Source organism: Bizionia gelidisalsuginis (genome assembly GCF_008086185.1).
GTDB classification, from domain to species: Bacteria; Bacteroidota; Bacteroidia; order Flavobacteriales; family Flavobacteriaceae; genus Bizionia; species Bizionia saleffrena.
In genome coordinates this window covers 1-18,270 of record NZ_VSKN01000015.1, presented here as the reverse complement: position 1 = coordinate 18,270, position 18,270 = coordinate 1, and the positions used below count along the sequence as shown (strand labels likewise).

The following is an 18,270-nucleotide window of genomic DNA, read 5'->3' as shown; positions in this document are numbered from 1 at the left end:
TTTGCAACAGCTAAAAAACAGCTTGTAAAGCAAAGCCCTATTTTGAGTAAAACAGCAACACCAAGAGTAAAACACAGTTTACTTTCAGATTTTAAAGAAATCACAAAAATGCGATTAGCATTAAGTGTGGTGTTCTCTTCAATAGCAGGTTATTTGCTTGGGGTAGACGAGGTGAGCTTTAAAGTGCTTGCATTATTAGCTCTTGGTGGTTATTTTATGGTTGGAGCCTCTAATGCTTTTAATCAAATCATAGAAAAAGATTTAGATGTTTTAATGCATCGCACTAGAAACAGACCAATTCCTGCGGGACGAATGTCTGTAAAAACAGCCTTTATAATTGCTTCGGTTTTTACTGTTTTAGGGCTTTCAATTTTATACTCCATAAACAAACAAACAGCGATGTTTGGGGCTATTTCTATCTTTTTATACACGTGTGTCTATACGCCTTTAAAAACAAAAACACCATTATCGGTATTTGTCGGTGCTATTCCTGGCGCTATTCCTTTTATGTTAGGATGGGTTGCTGCTACCGATACTTTTGGTATTGAGCCCGGTACATTATTTGCATTGCAGTTTTTTTGGCAATTTCCACATTTCTGGGCTATTGGGTGGTTTCTTTACACCGATTATAAGCGTGGTGGCTTTTTTATGTTGCCCACCGGTAAACAAGATAAAGGTACTGCTGTGCAGACAATAATGTATACCATTTGGACAATTTTAATTTCTATTGTTCCGGTTTTTGGAATTACGGGGGAATTAAAACTGTCTATTATTGCAGCGGTTATTGTTTTCGCTTTCGGACTGTTTATGTTGTTTTATGCGATTCAGTTGTTTAAGAAAATGACAGAAAAAGCGGCGAAACAGTTAATGTTAGCCAGTGTTTTATATATTACTTTAATTCAAATTGTCTACGTGATAGATAAATTTATTCGATAATTATGGACTTAACTCAAGGAACGCTTCAAGAAAAAAATAATAGAGCCAAAAAAATGATGCTTTGGTTTGGTATTGTTTCACTTATTATGTCTTTTGCAGGACTAACAAGTGCGGTAATAGTAAGTAGCGCACGGCCAGATTGGACGGAAGATTTGCAATTGCCAAACGTTTTTATCTTTAGTGTATTCGCTATTGTTATAAGTAGTATTACGTTTATGCTCGCAAAACGTGCTTTAAAACAAAATAACAGATCGGCAACGACCTCCTATTTAGTGATTACTTTAGTTTTAGGTATTGCGTTTATTACAATGCAGTTTTTAGGCTTTCAACAATTAATAGAAGCTGGCTATTATTTAACCGGTCCTACTAGCGATCCTAAGGCTTCATTTGTCTTTTTAATAGCGTTTGTTCACATTTTACACGTACTAGTAGGGCTTATTTGTTTGGTGGTTGTAATTTATAATCATTTTAAACAAAAGTATACAGCCACTAATATGTTGGGCTTGGAATTGGCAGGTACATTTTGGCACTTTGTTGATATACTTTGGGTCTATCTCTTTTTATTTTTATATTTCTTGAGCTAGTTTTTTATTTAAAACAAGCCCACTCATAGCATACAATAACAAACAATTTAAACGGAATTCAAATTTAAATCACGTACTATTTCTTTAGTATAATAAATTGATTATTTTTGTGCCACATATATAAACTAATTACACTTTATGGAGACGACAGTTGAAACCACTGGAAAAGAAGGTAAAACATGGGGAGGTGGCAGCGAGCCACTAAGGGCAAGTTATGGTAAAATGATGATGTGGTTTTTTATCGTATCAGATGCCTTAACATTCACTGGGTTTTTAGCAGTCTATGGCTTTTCTAGATTTAAGTTTATAGAATCTTGGCCAATTGCCGATGAGGTGTTTACACACGTTCCGTTTTTTCACGGAAGTTACCCAATGATATATGTTGCTTTTATGACATTTATCTTAATTATGTCTTCAGTAACTATGGTATTGGCTGTAGATGCAGGACATCATTTAAATAAAACCAAAGTAACTTGGTATATGTTTTTTACCATTATAGGTGGTATTATATTCGTCGGCTCTCAAGCTTGGGAATGGAACACTTTTATTAAAGGAGAATATGGAGCTGTTCAAACTAAAGGAGGTAATATCTTGCAGTTTGGTAAATATACAACGGTAGACGATAAAGAAACATTTCAAAGAGTGGCAGTGGCCGATTTTGCACAAGTGGTGAAAACTGAACGTGTAGTACACGAGCGTAAAAATGGTCTGTGGTACGAAACAGGAGCGCCAATGCCTAAGTTTACCGTAAATGAAGTGCTAGAGGGCCTAAAAGCCAATCCGGAGGTGTTAGTTAGAACTCAAATGTTAACAGAAGAAGGACATAAAACAGTATTATCTCGCGACGAATCAATAAAGCAAATTACAGATAACGGAAAACAAGTAGTGCACGGTGCAAACCTTCATGTAAATGAATATGGTGCGCCAATATTTGCAGACTTCTTTTTCTTTATTACTGGTTTTCACGGGTTTCACGTGTTTTCAGGTATTGTTATTAATATTATCGTGTTTTTTAACGTGATCTTAGGAACATACGAAAAACGTAGAAGTTACGAGATGGTAGAAAAAGTAGGTTTATACTGGCACTTTGTAGATTTAGTATGGGTATTTGTATTTACATTCTTCTACTTAGTTTAATTTATAATAAGAGTATTTAAAAATGGCACAAGAACACAATTTATCAATATTTAGAGGTTTAGTAAAATTTAAGTCGAACACTCAAAAAATATGGGGCGTTTTAATCTTTCTATCAATTATTACAGCAATAGAGGTTGTTTTAGGTATCTTTAAACCCCAAGTCTTAATGACTCAGGTTTTAGGTATGAAAGGTTTAAACTGGATCTTCATAATCTTAACTTTAGTTAAAGCATATTACATCGCTTGGGACTTTATGCACTTAAGAGACGAAAAACCAGCGTTGCGAAGAGTAGTAGTTTGGACAGCCGTTTTCTTAATTAGTTACCTTATGTTTGTTCTATTACAAGAGGGTGGCTATGTAGAGTCTGTATTTAGAAATGGATTTATAAAAAATACATTTTAGTCACTAATTAATTTAGTGTTAAACATAGAGAAAAGGTGGTTTATTTAAACCACCTTTTCTATTTTTGTAAACTCATAAAACGACACGTTTGCGATGGATATTAAAAAAGTTAAAAAAACAGCTATACTTATAACGTTATTTTTTTTACCCGTTATCTTTTTGTTGTTTTTATACCCTTCAACGAACAACTACACACCCTTAAACATTGTTAAAGAAAACGTATTAGACGTTCAGAATTTAACGTCTTATGCAAATTCTGATATTGTTTTAGAAGATCATATCTCTGTTATTGCTTTCTTAGGAACAGATCCCGAATTAAAAATTAAACAAATGTCCAATCTACGGGAGCTTATCTACGATAAGTTTCAAGGATTTAAAAAGTTTCAAGTCGTTATTTTAGTCTCTAAAGGATCAGAAGACGGTGCTTATCGCTTAAAACAAGAGCTAAATAAATACAATGAGTTAAAGTATTGGCATTTTGTATTTGTCGATAATGATGATAGTCAAAAACTGTTTAATAATTTACGATCCACTTTAAGTTTAGATAGCAATTACGCTTCAGACTATGTATTTATTGTAGATAAGGATTTAAACCAAAGAGGGCGTTTGGACGATAGAACAGATAAAGAGATTGAAAAGAATGATCTAGTCTATCCGTTAACAGCCTACAACTGCACCAAAGTAGCCATTTTGAAGAATAAAATGGGAGCAGACGATTTACGTGTGTTATTTACAGAATATAGACAAAAGCGAAAAGGAGAATTTGATTCGTCTACACGTCGCGCAAACCAAATAAAACCAGATTATGAAAAAGAAAACTAATTATTCGTACATAGGAATTGCCTTCATTATTCTATTATTTGGGATTATTTTTGTGCCTAAAATTGTAAATAGAGTAAAAAATAACGACATCTCACGAAGCGATCGTTTAAGTGCTGGTCAAGACAATAACTTTTCTAGTGACGATGCGTTATCGTTTATTGAGATTAATGGGAAACGCAAAAAAGTACCAAATTTTAGCTTTACCAATCAAGATGGAGAAACCATTTCTCAAGAGGATTATAAAGGTAAGGTCTATGTTGTAGAATTCTTTTTTACAACGTGCCCAACAATATGTCCTCGAATGAATAAAAACTTGGTGGAGATTCAAGATGTATTTAAGGGAACGACCGATTTTGGTATTGCATCGTTCTCTATTACCCCAAAAACCGATACCCCAGCTATTTTAAAAGAATATGCCGAAGAATACGGCGTAACCAATCCAAACTGGAATTTAATGACGGGAAACGAAGCAGATATTTACGAATTAGCTAACAAAGGTTTTAATATATATGTTGCTAAAGTAGAGGACGAAGTAGGGTTTGAGCATTCTGGAGATTTTGCATTAATAGATAAAAATGGATTTGTGCGTTCGCGATTAGATGCCTTCGGAAATCCGAAAATTTTCTATAAAGGAATCATCAGCGAAAAAGAAAAATATGATGAAGATGGTAATGAACAGGAGATTTCAATGCTTAAAGAGGACATTAAAAAGTTGTTAAATGAATAGTACCGAAAACATCGCAAATGAGAAGAAGTATAATAAATGGATCGTTGTTTTATCCATAGTTATACCCGTAGCTGTTGCTGCACTTTTTGGCGTCAATTTAAGAGAATTAGGGTTCGATGTCCAACCGCTTACTTTTTTACCGCCAATATATGCGTCAATTAACGCGCTTACGGCTTTAGTTTTAGTAGTAGCACTAATAGCTGTCTTAAATAAAAAAGTAAAGCTTCACGAACGTCTAATGAAGTTTGCTATACTTTTGTCGGTAAGTTTCTTATTACTATATATTGCGTATCATACCACGAGTGATTCGACTAAATTTGGAGGTGAAGGTGTTATAAAATACATTTACTATTTTATTTTATTTACACACATTGTACTCTCGGTAGTTGTTATTCCGTTTGTCTTAATAACCTATGTTCGTGCTATTTCAGGAAACTTTGAGCGTCATAAAAAAATCGCTAAAGTTACATTCCCATTATGGTTATACGTCGCAGTTACTGGCGTTGTAATCTATATTATGATATCACCGTATTACACCTAAATTATTATGAAAACTAAACTCTTATTTTTTATATTTTCGCTTCTATTTTTTATTAACAGTAACGCGCAATGTGCTATGTGTCGCGCCGTATTAGAGAGTGAAGCAGGTCAAGGCACTGCAAAAGGAATTAACAACGGAATCGTGTATTTAATGGCTGTGCCTTATGTGTTAGTCTTTGGATTAGGGTTTTTTATCTATCGGAAATATTTTACAAAACCTAAGGCGTAATTGGAATAGCCAATCGTACTGTAAAGCTTCAAATGTTATCATCTGAAGCTTTTTTTTTAAACTGTCATTTATGTTTTAGTACTAAATGTGTTCGTTATAGGGCTTAAATCTGTAGTTGAACGCGCAACTTGAGATTTTTTATTTATTTATTTTTATAAATGATGTAACATTTTTGAATACTAACAGTCTAATTATTATATTCCTGTAAAATCAGTACGCAATAAAAAGCCAATTCATATGCTAAAAATTAACAAACTGCACAAGTCTTATCCCATAGGTGATTCAAGTTTACACGTTTTAAAAGGCATTGATCTCTCTGTAGAGAGTGGAGAGATGGTTGCGATAATGGGATCTTCTGGTTCGGGTAAATCTACACTTCTAAATATTATAGGAATGCTAGACGAAGCAGATGAAGGCGATTATATCCTAGATAATGTCCCAATTAAAAATCTTACCGAGAAAAAAGCAGCGATTTATAGAAATAGATTTTTGGGTTTTATTTTTCAATCGTTTAATCTTATCAATTATAAAAACGCCTTAGATAACGTGGCATTGCCATTATACTATCAAGGTTTAAAACGTAAAGAGCGTATTGAAAAAGGTCTGTTTCACCTAGAAAAAGTAGGTTTAAAAGCGTGGGCAGAACATTTGCCAAGCGAATTATCTGGTGGGCAGAAACAGCGTGTTGCAATTGCGCGAGCATTGGCAGCCGATCCTAAACTGCTTTTAGCCGATGAACCAACCGGAGCTTTAGATACCACAACTTCCTATGAAATAATGGCGTTTCTACAACAATTAAACGACGAAGGGAAAACTATTTTAATAGTAACTCACGAAGAAGATATTGCAGATATGTGCAAACGTATTGTACGCTTAGTAGACGGTGTTATTATGGAAGATAAATTTGTAGAACAAGTTAGAGCTTCGCAATATGTTTGATAGAGACCTTTGGAGAGAAATATTTCAGAGTATAAATATGAACAGAACCAGAACCTTACTTTCTGGTTTTACGGTAACGTTTGCTATTCTGCTTTTTGCCATTCTTTTTGGTATTACAAACGGGCTAACCAATACGTTCGATGAGGCTTTTAAAGACGATGCTACCAATTCTATTTTTATTAATTCTGGACGTACAACACAAGCGAATAAAGGCTTGCAAGCGGGACGTCAAATTCAATTCAAGAACGAAGATTACGATTATATAAAAAAAGAGTTCGGCGATAAAGTACAGTTTATTACAGCTCGAGTGTATAAAAATGTTAATGCTTCTTTTCAAAATGAAAAAAATAGCTATTCTGTAAGAGCGGTACATCCTGATCACCAGTATTTGGAAAACACAAAAGTGACTCAAGGGCGTTACATTAATCAATTAGATTTAAATGAAAACACCAAAGTAGTTGTAATTGGTCGTTTGGTAGAAAATGATTTGTTTTTAAAAACAACGGCAATTGGTAAATATATTAATCTTAACGGAATACAGTATAAAGTTGTTGGAGTGTTTGAAGACGATGGTGGCGATAACGAAGAGCGCTTAATTTATATGCCTATTTCAACGGCACAACAAATTTATGGTAATAACGATTATATAGATCAAATTAATCTTACCTATAACCCTGCAATGGGTTACGACCAGGCGATTGCCTTTAGTGGTTTACTAACGAAAAAATTAAAAGATCGGTTCTCGGTGGCAGAAAGCGACCAACGTGCTGTGCGAGTACGAAATCTAGCCAACGAAGCTAAAGGTATTAACCAAATGACAACGGGGTTAGGAATGATTGTTCTCGTTATTGGTTTTGGTACACTTATCGCTGGCGTAGTAGGGATTAGTAATATTATGATTTTTATTGTAAAAGAAAGAACTAAAGAAATTGGTATTAGAAAAGCCCTAGGCGCTTCACCTAAATCTATTGTATCTATTATTTTAATGGAATCTATTTTTATCACCGTAATCGCAGGATTTCTTGGTTTGGTAATAGGAATGGGCGTTCTCGAGTTGGTTGGTCCCAGTTTAGAGAAGTTTTTTATTAAAGATCCCAAAGTAAGTTTAAGCTTAGTTGTAAGTGCGACCGTAACTTTAATTGCTGCTGGTGGAATTGCAGGTTATTTACCGGCAAAAAAAGCATCGAAAATTAAACCTATAGTTGCGTTACGAGATGATTAATAAAGTAAATATAGAATTAACAGCAGTGTTTAATACGGCATCAAATCAAATAATGAGTAACCAACCAATAAGAATTAACAAATGAGATTTTTATTCGAAAGAGATACCTGGCAAGAAGTTTACGATAGCTTAAGTAAAAATGTACTGCGTACAGTGTTAACTATGGTTGGCGTATGGTGGGGTGTTTTGCTATTAATTGGTTTGCTGGGCTCGGCAAAAGGACTAGAGAATTCTTTTAATAGACTCTTCGGAAGCTTCGCAACCAATAGTGTCTTTGTGTGGGGGCAAAGTACTAGTAAACCTTTTAAAGGATTTCAAGAAGGAAAACAAGTAGTACTTACCTTATTTGATGCTAAAAAGCTAGAAGAAAATATTGATGGTGTAGAGTTTGTAGTGCCTAGAAATCAAAATCAGGGAGTGGTTACCAGAAATTTTTTGTCCGGAAGTTTTGGCGTAAATGGCGATTACCCCTTACTAGATCGCGTTCAGAAAAAGAAAATGATTCACGGACGATTTATCAATCAAAATGATATCGATTCCAATAAAAAAGTAGTCATCATTTCAGAAGAAATCTACAAGCAATTATTTCAAAAAGATGCTGAAATGATTGGCGAATACATTCAAATAAATAGTATCAACTTTATGGTTGTTGGTATGTTCGAAAACGGAAATAGAAGTATGGGGCCTACGAGCGATCTTCATATTCCGTTTACTACGTTTCAACAAATATACAATCAAGGAAATGATATTGGTTGGATAATGATTACCGGTAAACCAGAGGCCGATATTACCCAAATTGAAGCCGATGCCAAACTAATGCTTAAAAATTTACATAGAATTCACCCGGAGGACGATCGTGCTTTTGGTAGTTTTAACTTAGGTAAAGAGTTTGCTAAACTTACAGGCTTTTTAACAGGAATGCAATTTTTAACTTGGTTCGTGGGTATTGCAACATTAATTGCCGGGGTTTTTGCCATAGGTAATATTTTATTAATTACCGTTAAAGAGCGAACTAAAGAAATTGGTGTGCGCCGTGCTTTAGGAGCAACACCTTTCGAGATAAAACGACAAATTATTGTCGAAGCCGTTTTTATTACTCTTATTGCCGGCTTTTTGGGAATTATAAGTGGTGGTTGGATCTTAATTGGATTAAATGCCGCATTTGGGCAAGGGGACGAAGCCGTTCTTGTAAATGCCTCGGTACCTATTGCTGTCGTTTTTATTGCCTTGCTTATTCTCGTGTTTTTAGGAACACTTATTGGACTAATACCTGCATTTAAGGCCACCAGCATTAAGCCAATAGACGCGTTAAGAGAAGAATAATTAATACTATATATAAACCATAAAAACGAATAGATTTTTATAACCAACGTTATTAAATACATTAAAATGAAAAAAGCATTAAAAATAATTATTGGGGTAAGTTTGGTAATTGCTCTAGTTTATGTTCTAAAATATTTTAGCGACTCCAACTCTAAAGGGGTTGAAGACTTTAAAGTCGAAGAACCTTTCTACACGTCAATAAGAACTAAAACGGTGGCTACAGGAAAATTAAATCCTGAAGAAGAAATCGAATTGAAACCACAAATTGCAGGAATTATCGATAAAATATTAGTTGAAGAAGGCGATATTGTTAAGAAAGGCGATTTAATAGCAACGATTAGAGTTGTGCCTAACGAGCAAAGTTTAGTAAGTGCAAATAGCCAAATTAATTCAGCTAAATTATCTTATAATAACGCCAAGACATTGTACGATAGAAACAAAGTGTTGTTTGATAAAGGAGTCATTTCTAAACAGGATTTCGAAAATAGCCAGTTATCACTAAATCAATCGAGTGAATCGTTAAGCCAAGCACAGAATAACTACCAGATTATAAAACGTGGTTCGCTCTCTGGCGGAGGTTCTGCAAACACGAGTATTACAGCACAGATTCCTGGTACCGTATTAGAAATTCCGGTAAGGGAAGGTGATCAAGTTATAGAAAGTAATAGTTTTAATGCGGGAACAACAATCGCTACTATTGCCGATATGAGTAAAATGATTTTTGAAGGAAAAGTCGATGAAGCTGAAGTTGGTAAGCTTCAAGAAGGTAAAGAAATCATAGTGATATTAGGAGCGATTAACGAGAAAAAGTTCCCAGCAAAATTAACGTTCGTTGCACCAAAAGGAAACGAGGAAAATGGCGCAGTACAGTTTACAATTAAAGCGGATGTCGATATTGAAGAGTCTACAAAAATTAGAGCAGGTTACAGTGCTAATGCAGAGATTGAAATGGAAAGTAAAGACAGTGTTCTAGTTATAAAAGAAGCGCTACTTCAATTTAACCGTATTACCGAAAAACCGTATGTAGAATTAATGGTGGGCGATGGTCAGTACGAAAAGAAAAATGTGGAACTTGGTATTTCAGATGGAATAAACATCGAAATAACGGACGGTGTAAAAGAAGGTGATAAAATTAAAGTGTGGAACAAAGCATTAAAAGACAATAACGATGAGGATGAAAACTAAAACAATTTTCGCAACAGTAGTCGCTTTAAGTCTAAGTTTCGCCGCTTTAGCGCAAGACAAGCAATGGACGTTGCAAGAAAGTGTTAATTACGCGCTAGATAATAACATTACTGTAAAACAGGCGTCGAATACATTATTGACGAATCAGCAAGATATTATTGCTGCAAAAGGGCAGTTTTTACCATCGGTTAACGCTAATGCTAATCATAGTTTTTCTACAGGTAATGTGGAGTTGTTTCAAGGGCAATTTACCAACCGAACGTCTAATAGTACCAGTTTAGGGCTCAACGTAAATGAAACCGTTTTTAACGGATTTAGAAACACGAACTTATACAAACAATCGCAATTAAATTTAGAATCTAATCAGTTAGAATTAGACCGCATTAAAGATGATATTTCGTTAAACGTCGTGAACGCGTATTTAAATATTTTATTTAATATTGAAAATTTAGAAACGGCAGAAGCACAATACGAATTTTCTCAAAAACAATTACAACGTGTCAACGAATTAGTAGATGCAGGCGCACAACCAAGAGCCGATGTTTACGATGCGCAAGCCACTTTAAGTAGGGACGTGCAAAGTGTAACGGTAGCCGAAAACAATTATGAGTTATCTTTATTAACACTATCACAATTATTACAAGTGCCTTTTGAAGGCTTCGCTGTAGAAGTTATAGAGATAGATTCACCTTCGGAAGCATTAATGTATAACGATGTGTCTCCTATTTTAGATTATGCTTTAGCAAATAGAAATGAAGTTAAAGTCGCTGAAAAAGGTATCGAAATATCAGAATTAGGAACAGAAATTTCTAAAGCTGGATATTACCCGAGTGTCTCTTTAGGTTACGGTTTTGGATCGAATGTGTTTTATTCTAATTTACAACAAAATGAAGATCCGTTTTTTCAACAATTAAACGATCAGAAATCGCACCGTTTTACCTTGAGTGTTAATATACCTATATTTTCACAGTTTCAAAATAAAACGGCAGTTGCGAAATCGCGTATTCAAGTAGAGAATGCCAAATTGCGTTTGGAACAAACAAAATTAAATTTAGAGTCGAACATACAACGTGCGTTTACCGATGCAAAAGCGGCGTTCAGAGCTTACGACGCTGCAAAGGTATCCTTAGAATCTCAAGAATTAGCATTTAACAACTCTCAAGAACGCTATAATATAGGAGCGATGAATGCGTTCGATTTAGAGCAATCGCGTTTGCGTTTAGTAAATGCGGAGTCGTCTTTAATTAATGCGAAATATGATTTTATTTTTAAGACGAAAGTATTAGATTTCTATCTTGGAAAACCAATAACAGAATAGCCGTGGCTTTAATATTAAATATAGAAACAACAACAACAAATTGTTCTGTCTCTCTTTCTAAAGAAGGAGAGACTTTGCTTTTAAAAGAGGATTACGATAATAACTATTCGCATGCCGAACGCTTACACACATTTATCGCAAACATTCTAAAAGAAGCAAAAGTAGAGCGCGAAGATTTGGACGCTATTGCGGTTAGTAAAGGCCCAGGGTCTTATACAGGGTTACGTATTGGAGTGTCGGCAGCAAAAGGCTTATGTTATGCTTTAGAGATCCCGTTAATAGCAGTAAGTACTTTAGAGGCGTTAGCACACCAAGTAAATGCGGAAAGTGGCGTGATTGTACCGATGCTAGATGCTAGACGAATGGAAGTGTATTCGGCTGTGTTTTCCTCAGATTATGAAATGGTGCGTGCTATTGAAGCACAAATATTAGATACTGATGCTTTTGCAACATATTTAAATAACGGTAAAGTCTATTTTGTTGGCAATGGTGTTGAGAAAACTAAAACACTAATACCGCACGAAAACGCGGTGTTTATAGAGCATAAATTACCATCGGCAAGTACAATGGGTGCTTTAGCTTTTGCTAAGTACAAAAAAAGCGACACCGAAGATGTCGCTTATTTTGAGCCCTATTATTTAAAAGATTTTGTGGCTTTAAAACCAAAACCAAAACCCTAAAATATTAGTACTGTAACAGCAATTGCTCATTTATTTTTTATAAAGCTGCAACCAAGCGCGCGTTAAGAATTACTTAATCGTTTTAATACTTTACAAGGGGCAATCGTGGTTGCGTTAGGGGTTAAACGGCTTGTTTAAGCTCTCCCGATTACTATCGGGAAGCGCGTAGTGAAAGCCCGACCATGTTTTTCTCTTGGTAACGCCCAAAACCGCATTATTATACCATTAGCCTTCTTTATGAATTTCGACTTGATGTGGGTAAGGAATATCGATACCAGCCTCGTCGAATGCTTCTTTGGTACGCTCGATTAAATAGAAATGAACATCCCAATAATCGGCTTGATTTACCCAAGCTCTGGTGAAAAAATTAATAGAACTGTCTGCTAATTCCGATACGTTTACGGCAGGAGCAGGGTCTTTTAAAATAGCGGGATGCGAATTAATTACCCCTAAAATAACCTCCTTAGTTTTCTTAATATCCGAATCGTAGCCAACGCCAAATGTTAAGTTTACACGACGGGTGCTTTCGGTACTATAATTTACAATGTTGCCGTTGGATAGCGCTCCATTTGGCATTATTACTTCCTGATTATTCGTGGTGAGTAATTTTGTGTTGAAAATATCGATTTCTTTCACGGTACCAGACTGCCCTTGAGCATCTATAAAATCTCCAATTTTAAAAGGTTTTAAAATCATAATTAAAATGCCGCCTGCAAAATTAGATAGTGAACCTTGTAAAGCCAAACCAACAGCTAAACCACCAGCCGCTAAAACAGCAGCAAAGGAGGTGGTTTCAATACCTACTGTTCCTAAAATAACTAAAATTAAAACAATTTTTAAACCCCAACCAATAAGATTGCTTAAGAATTTTTTTAGGCCAATTTCTAGACCTTTTTTGTCCATTGCTTTATTAATACCTTTTAATAAGTATTTAACGATAATGCCACCAATTAGCCATATTGCAATAGCTGCGAGAACTTTTGGCCCAAGGTCTACAATGACTTCCCATCCTTTATCGATCCATTTTTGTGTTTCCATTTTATATTTTAATTTATTAGACCGTAAAATTTAACATTTTGGGAAGCTTATGCAAATTTAAAATGTTATTTCTATTATAAAAATTTAAAAAATACGCAGCTATAGTATGCCGTACTAAATGTTAGACGGCAACGCCCGTGGGTTATACAGTTATTCTTTTATCAGTTGTATGGCAGCGTTTACGTTACTTACCGGAAGTTTGCAACTCTTATTTACACAAACATAAATTAAGGTCTCTCCATCTATAAACCGATGTTCTAAAAGTGGCAAATTGCAAGCAGTTGTACTACCCACGATTAATTTATTAGGAATATAAGTAGTGTTAAGTTCTTTTAATTTTTCTTTAGCATCTTTACCTGCAATCGCTACTTCGTAATAAGGCTCTGTATAATTTAGCATTAAATCTAGCCAATTTGAAAAGCCGCTAGGGTACTCGGTAATTTCTGGCGACACATTATGGAGCATTGTAGTTGCTGTTTTTAAGTAATACGCATTGCCTAAAAAATGAGAGAGTTTAAATAAATTTTTTGCAAATATTGAATTGCTTGCAGGAATAACATTATCGCGATAGTCTATACTTCTTGATACCAGTCGCGCGTCGTTGTTATTGGTAAAAAAGAACATTTTACTAGCAGCGTCATAAAAATGATCGAAAGCATAATTGGTTAAATCCCGAGCGGTATAAAGCCATTGTTTGTCTAACGTAATTTCGTACGCTAAGATAAAAGCCTCAATAGTTGTGGCGTAATCTTCTAAAAAACCATTAATGCTGCTAGTGTCGTTTTTATAAGAATGGTATAAACTCCCATCTTTTTTTAACTGATTGTTTACAATAAAATATGCGTTTTTTAAAGCAGCATCCAAATACGTTTTGTCTCCTAAAACGCGGTAAGCATCAAGGTAGCCTTTAAGCATTAAAGCATTCCAAGAGGTTAAACTTTTATCATCTAATCGCGGTGTTTCGCGTTTCGCGCGCTCTTTTAATAAAAGGGTTTTCCACTCTTGCTTTTTAGTGTTTAGCCCGTGCTGAGATAATTTATGGTTAGTTGTAAAGTCCTGATCACTTTCCGATCGTATAAGGACGTAGTTTTTATGCTCCCAGAAACCAAAAGCATTAATATTGTAATACTCAGCAAACAATTTGTAATCGCTTTTTAAGAGAGTTTCGAGTTCTCTTTTTGTCCAGACGTAATAGGCGCCTTCTTCTAGAACCCCTTCACTCGTATTGCTATCGGCATCCAAAGACGAATAGAAAGCGCCGTTTGGTGTTGTTAATTCTCGCGCAACAAAGTCTAAGGTTTCGGTAATGACTTCTTTATATAATGGGTCCTTTGTAATTAAATAAGCATCGGCATATAAGCTTACAAGTTGTCCGTTATCATAGAGCATTTTTTCGAAATGCGGTACGTGCCATTTTGAGTCTACCGAATAGCGAGAAAAACCACCGCCTATATGGTCGTAAACGCCGCCATAAGCTATTTTTGTTAAGGTCGTATTTACGAATTTCTGAAGCTCTATATCTTTTTTCTGATACGCATAGCGCAACAGAAAGTGATAGTTGTTAGGCATCATAAATTTCTGTTGTGTTTTAACACCCCCAAATTTTAAATCGAAGTGTTCTGACCATGAGTCTACAGCATTTTCGATATCTTTAGACTGAAAATCAATCACTTCAGTATTAGGGACAATAACATCTAGATTTTTAATCCCTTGCTCAAGCTTATCAGCATAGTCGTACAATTTCTCAGGGCTGTTTGCGTACAATTTAGCAATCTGTGTTAACGCTTGAGTCCACTGGTCTTTTTTAAAGTAAGTACCGCCCCAAACTGGTCGTCCGTCAGGGAGCGCAATAACGTTTAGTGGCCACCCGCCTTGTCCTGTCATTAATTGTACAGCATTCATATACACTTGATCTATATCTGGGCGTTCTTCACGATCTACTTTTATACTTATAAAATTAGCGTTCATTATTTCGGCGACGTCTTCATCTTCAAAACTTTCGTGTTCCATAACGTGGCACCAATGGCAAGCTGCATAACCCACACTAATAATAATAAGTTTGTTTTCAGATTTAGCGCGTTCTAAAGTCTCGGTGTTCCAAGCGTTCCAATTTACGGGGTTGTGAGCGTGTTGTAATAAATAAGGGCTTGTTTCATTAATTAGAGAATTGGTGTGAGGGTTTTGCATTTGCTTTTTTATTTGTGAGTTGCAACTTAACAATAAGAATAAGAGGAGGTAACTAAAATAGTTCATAAAATCAAAGTTAATGTTTTAGAAGTGAAGCAGTTTTTAAATACTAATCTTTCTAAATAATTGTGAAATGGCGGTAGGGTTTTTTTAGAAGATGTTGTTATATAGTAGATAGCAATTTGTTAGAAGACATTCTTTACTGAATAGATGAATGGTTAATTGAATAGATAATTAACACAGTTAACGAGGTATTTAGACTGAATTGTTGTCATAAAAACTCAGTAATTATTAGTATAATTGCAGATAGATTAACCTAATATTGAAAAATAACCTCATTATAATGAAGAATTTTACATTACTCATACTTTTAGTGTTTACTTTTTTTACGGCATCTGCTCAAGATGTGCTTATGCAAAACGGGTCCATTGATACCTGTTCTGGAGTTTTCTACGATTCTGGAGGAACTTCGGCAAATTACAGCAATGATGAAAATTTCGAATATACTATATGTCCAGATACTGTAGATGCCTCAGTGCAAGTCGCTTTTACAGCGTTTGGTACTCAGGCAGCTTTTGGAGGCAACCCAGCAGATACCTTAACCGTCTATGATGGAGACGATACCTCGGCTCCTGTATTGGATGTTTTGTCAGGTACTGGTGCGGCTGCTTTTCCAGGTACTATTACCGCATCTCCAGGAAACACTTCGGGATGTTTAACTTTTGTTTTTGTAAGTAATGGTTCTGGTAATACAACAGGTTGGGCAGCAACAATAGAGTGTTTAGTGCCTTGCCAAACGATTACACCAACTATAGATAGCACAAGTCCTGTAGCCGACGGCGACGGAAATATAATAATAGCCGATGGCGATACGGTTACGTTTGATGGAAGTGCAACGTTTTCAGATGATGGAACAGGAGCAACATATTCTTGGAATTTTGGTGATGGAACAGCACCGGCAACAGGGCAATCTGCAAGTCATGTGTTTACCGGGTTTGGGACGTATACCGTAACATTAACCGTAACCGATGCAAACCCAACGGGATGTAGCGAACAAACTACAATAACAGTAATTATTCCAAGTCCTTATATAGAGGTTAGTACAACAGATTATACTGTAGATGGTTTAATAAGTGACGTGCTAATTAATAGCGACTGTGCAGGGGTTTCCAATGTGACTTCTAGTACAGGAAGTGATTTTGGTAGTGTAAATGGAATAGGATCTTTTAGCAGTACAGGTGGTAATTTTGGCTTTGAAGCGGGAATTGTATTGACGTCCGGGTCTGCCGTTCTTGCTGAAGGACCAGAAGTAGGTACGCAAAGTGAAGGAAATAGTGCTTGGCCAGGTGATACAGACTTAGAAGCTGCTATAGGTTTAACACCAGGAATTACTAATAATGCATCTTACATACAGTTTGATTTTGTGCCACTTGCCGATACTATTAGTTTCGATTTTATTTTTGCTTCTGAAGAATATGGTACGTTTCAATGTAGTTTTACCGATGCGTTTGCCTTTTTATTAACAGATCAAGCTACTGGAATAACTACAAATTTAGCTATGGTACCAGGTACCACAGATGTGGTATCTGTACTTACTGTTAGAGATAATACGTATAATACCGGTTGTCCGTCTGTAAACCCTGGATTTTTTGATTCATATTATGGACCTACTACCGGCTTGCCTCCCGCTAATAATCCAACAAACTTTCTGGGATATACGACTTCTATGACGGCGTCGTCTGCTGTAATTCCTAATAATGTATATACCATTAAATTGGTGATTGCAGACGATCAAGACACGGCTCTTGATGCCGCCGTATTTCTTAAAGCGGGCTCTTTTAATTTAGGAGGTGATTTAGGAAATGATGTCACTATCGCAGCGGGTACAGCGCAATGCCCTGGTGCTCCAGTGACTTTAGATACTCAAACACCTTCGGCTACGCATGCTTGGTATTTGGATGGCGTTCTTATTGCAGGTGAAACTGGATCTACCTACGATGCTACTGAAGCAGGAGACTATACAGTAGAAATTGTGTTCTCAGGGAGTTGCCAAGCTTCTGATACGGTAACTGTTGAATTTCTTCCAGGACCAACAATTGATAATGTTAACGATTTAACGGAGTGTAATGATGGCAACGGAGCGGTAATATTTGATCTTACTGAAAATGATTCTGAAGCTTTAGGCACTCAAGATCCTACGCAGTTTAGTATTACGTACTATAATTCTCAAGCAGATGCCGACGCAGGAACGAATCCTATTTTAGATCCTGCAAACTATTCCGGTACAGATGGAGAGCCTGTTTTTATAAGAATTGAAGATGCAACTTCTGGAACTTGTGTAGATACAGAATTATTTACCTTAAATTTCTTAAATATAACTTACAATCCAGCTCCAGATATGGAACTTTGCGATGATGCTTCTAACGATGGTACAGAACCATTCGATTTAGAGTCTCAAAATGCAACTATATTAGGAACACAATCTAATACAGACTATACGGTAACGTATTATACAACATTCGCTGATGCTAATGCAGGAACAAATGCTTTAGTTAGTGATTATATTAATGTCGTCAACCCAGAACCCATTTATGTTCGTGTTGATAGTGCAGGTGCTTTAGGATGCTTCATCGCTTCACCAACACCAGCATTTAACTTAATTGTTAACCTTAGAGACGACTCATCATTTACAATGCAAGCGACTTGCGACGGGGGGACAGTAGATAGTTTCGTAACTGCAGGAGGAACCTATACTTTTAATCCTTTACCAACAGATACAGCAACGATCGATCCGGCAACAGGAGAAGTATTGAGCGGAACGGCTGGAGCAACGTACACTATTGAGTATACCACAACTGGACAATGCCCATCAACAGCAACTTTCGATCTTACCGTTTTATCAGTAGACGATGCGAGTATAACAATGACGCCAACGTGCGACGGCGGTATTGTCGATACAGAAGCAACACCAGGCGGAACGTATGTGTTTAACCCAGTACC

General features: G+C 35.9%; 17 protein-coding genes. 15 read left to right on the top strand and 2 right to left on the bottom strand.

Features of this window, described 5'->3' with window-relative positions; genetic code table 11:
• Positions 1–42: 42 nt before the first annotated feature.
• From cyoE to tsaB, 14 genes are all read left to right on the top strand, one after another.
• Positions 43–936 carry a heme o synthase gene (cyoE, locus tag ES677_RS10945; protein ID WP_148370507.1) on the top strand — a complete coding sequence of 298 codons (894 nt, stop codon included), beginning with the start codon at positions 43–45 and terminating at the stop codon, positions 934–936.
• Between the two features lie 2 nt (positions 937–938).
• Entirely contained in the window at positions 939–1,520 is a 582-nt protein-coding gene (locus ES677_RS10940; protein ID WP_148381262.1) for a cytochrome c oxidase subunit 3, read from the top strand.
• 138 nt (positions 1,521–1,658) lie between these two features.
• Positions 1,659–2,657, top strand: coding sequence for a cytochrome c oxidase subunit 3 (locus tag ES677_RS10935; RefSeq protein WP_148381261.1), 999 nt, complete (start codon positions 1,659–1,661; stop codon positions 2,655–2,657).
• Positions 2,658–2,679: 22 nt separating this feature from the next.
• On the top strand, positions 2,680–3,060 hold the full coding sequence (locus ES677_RS10930; RefSeq protein ID WP_148381260.1) for a cytochrome C oxidase subunit IV family protein: 381 nt from the start codon (positions 2,680–2,682) through the stop codon (positions 3,058–3,060).
• A 93-nt stretch (positions 3,061–3,153) separates the two neighbouring features.
• Positions 3,154–3,882 carry a hypothetical protein gene (locus tag ES677_RS10925; RefSeq protein WP_148381259.1) on the top strand — a complete coding sequence of 243 codons (729 nt, stop codon included), beginning with the start codon at positions 3,154–3,156 and terminating at the stop codon, positions 3,880–3,882.
• Positions 3,866–4,609: an SCO family protein gene (locus ES677_RS10920; protein WP_148370512.1), complete on the top strand. Its 744-nt coding sequence runs from the start codon at positions 3,866–3,868 to the stop codon at positions 4,607–4,609. Before ES677_RS10925 ends, ES677_RS10920 begins: the two co-directional genes overlap by 17 nt.
• Positions 4,602–5,150: a DUF420 domain-containing protein gene (locus ES677_RS10915; protein ID WP_148370513.1), complete on the top strand. Its 549-nt coding sequence runs from the start codon at positions 4,602–4,604 to the stop codon at positions 5,148–5,150. Before ES677_RS10920 ends, ES677_RS10915 begins: the two co-directional genes overlap by 8 nt.
• A gap of 6 nt (positions 5,151–5,156) precedes the next feature.
• Positions 5,157–5,378: a hypothetical protein gene (locus ES677_RS10910; protein WP_148381258.1), complete on the top strand. Its 222-nt coding sequence runs from the start codon at positions 5,157–5,159 to the stop codon at positions 5,376–5,378.
• Positions 5,379–5,615: 237 nt separating this feature from the next.
• Positions 5,616–6,317: an ABC transporter ATP-binding protein gene (locus tag ES677_RS10905; RefSeq protein WP_148370515.1), complete on the top strand. Its 702-nt coding sequence runs from the start codon at positions 5,616–5,618 to the stop codon at positions 6,315–6,317.
• A complete protein-coding gene (locus tag ES677_RS10900) occupies positions 6,310–7,539 on the top strand; it encodes an ABC transporter permease (protein WP_148370516.1) in 1,230 nt (409 codons plus the stop codon). Before ES677_RS10905 ends, ES677_RS10900 begins: the two co-directional genes overlap by 8 nt.
• Positions 7,540–7,620: 81 nt before the next feature.
• Positions 7,621–8,862 (top strand): ABC transporter permease, encoded by a 1,242-nt coding sequence (locus tag ES677_RS10895; protein ID WP_148370517.1) that lies wholly within the window; start codon positions 7,621–7,623, stop codon positions 8,860–8,862.
• 66 nt (positions 8,863–8,928) lie between these two features.
• The gene (locus ES677_RS10890; RefSeq protein ID WP_148370518.1) at positions 8,929–10,047 is read left to right on the top strand and encodes an efflux RND transporter periplasmic adaptor subunit; all 1,119 of its coding nucleotides are present in this window, start codon (positions 8,929–8,931) and stop codon (positions 10,045–10,047) included.
• Positions 10,037–11,365, top strand: a complete 1,329-nt coding sequence (locus ES677_RS10885; RefSeq protein WP_170235061.1) for a TolC family protein — start codon at positions 10,037–10,039, stop codon at positions 11,363–11,365. The genes ES677_RS10890 and ES677_RS10885 overlap by 11 nt, the downstream gene beginning before the upstream one ends.
• A gap of 2 nt (positions 11,366–11,367) precedes the next feature.
• A complete protein-coding gene (tsaB, locus tag ES677_RS10880) occupies positions 11,368–12,045 on the top strand; it encodes a tRNA (adenosine(37)-N6)-threonylcarbamoyltransferase complex dimerization subunit type 1 TsaB (protein WP_148370520.1) in 678 nt (225 codons plus the stop codon).
• 225 nt (positions 12,046–12,270) lie between these two features.
• Here tsaB and ES677_RS10875 read toward each other — a convergent pair whose 3' ends face one another.
• Positions 12,271–13,083, bottom strand: coding sequence for a mechanosensitive ion channel family protein (locus tag ES677_RS10875; protein WP_148370521.1), 813 nt, complete (start codon positions 13,081–13,083; stop codon positions 12,271–12,273).
• A 150-nt stretch (positions 13,084–13,233) separates the two neighbouring features.
• The gene (locus tag ES677_RS10870; protein WP_148381256.1) at positions 13,234–15,270 is read right to left on the bottom strand and encodes a thioredoxin domain-containing protein; all 2,037 of its coding nucleotides are present in this window, start codon (positions 15,268–15,270) and stop codon (positions 13,234–13,236) included.
• A 343-nt stretch (positions 15,271–15,613) separates the two neighbouring features.
• On the opposite strand from ES677_RS10870, the gene ES677_RS10865 reads away from it, so the two are divergent.
• On the top strand, positions 15,614–18,270 hold a 2,657-nt coding region (locus tag ES677_RS10865; RefSeq protein ID WP_148381255.1), incomplete at its 3' end, for a choice-of-anchor L domain-containing protein.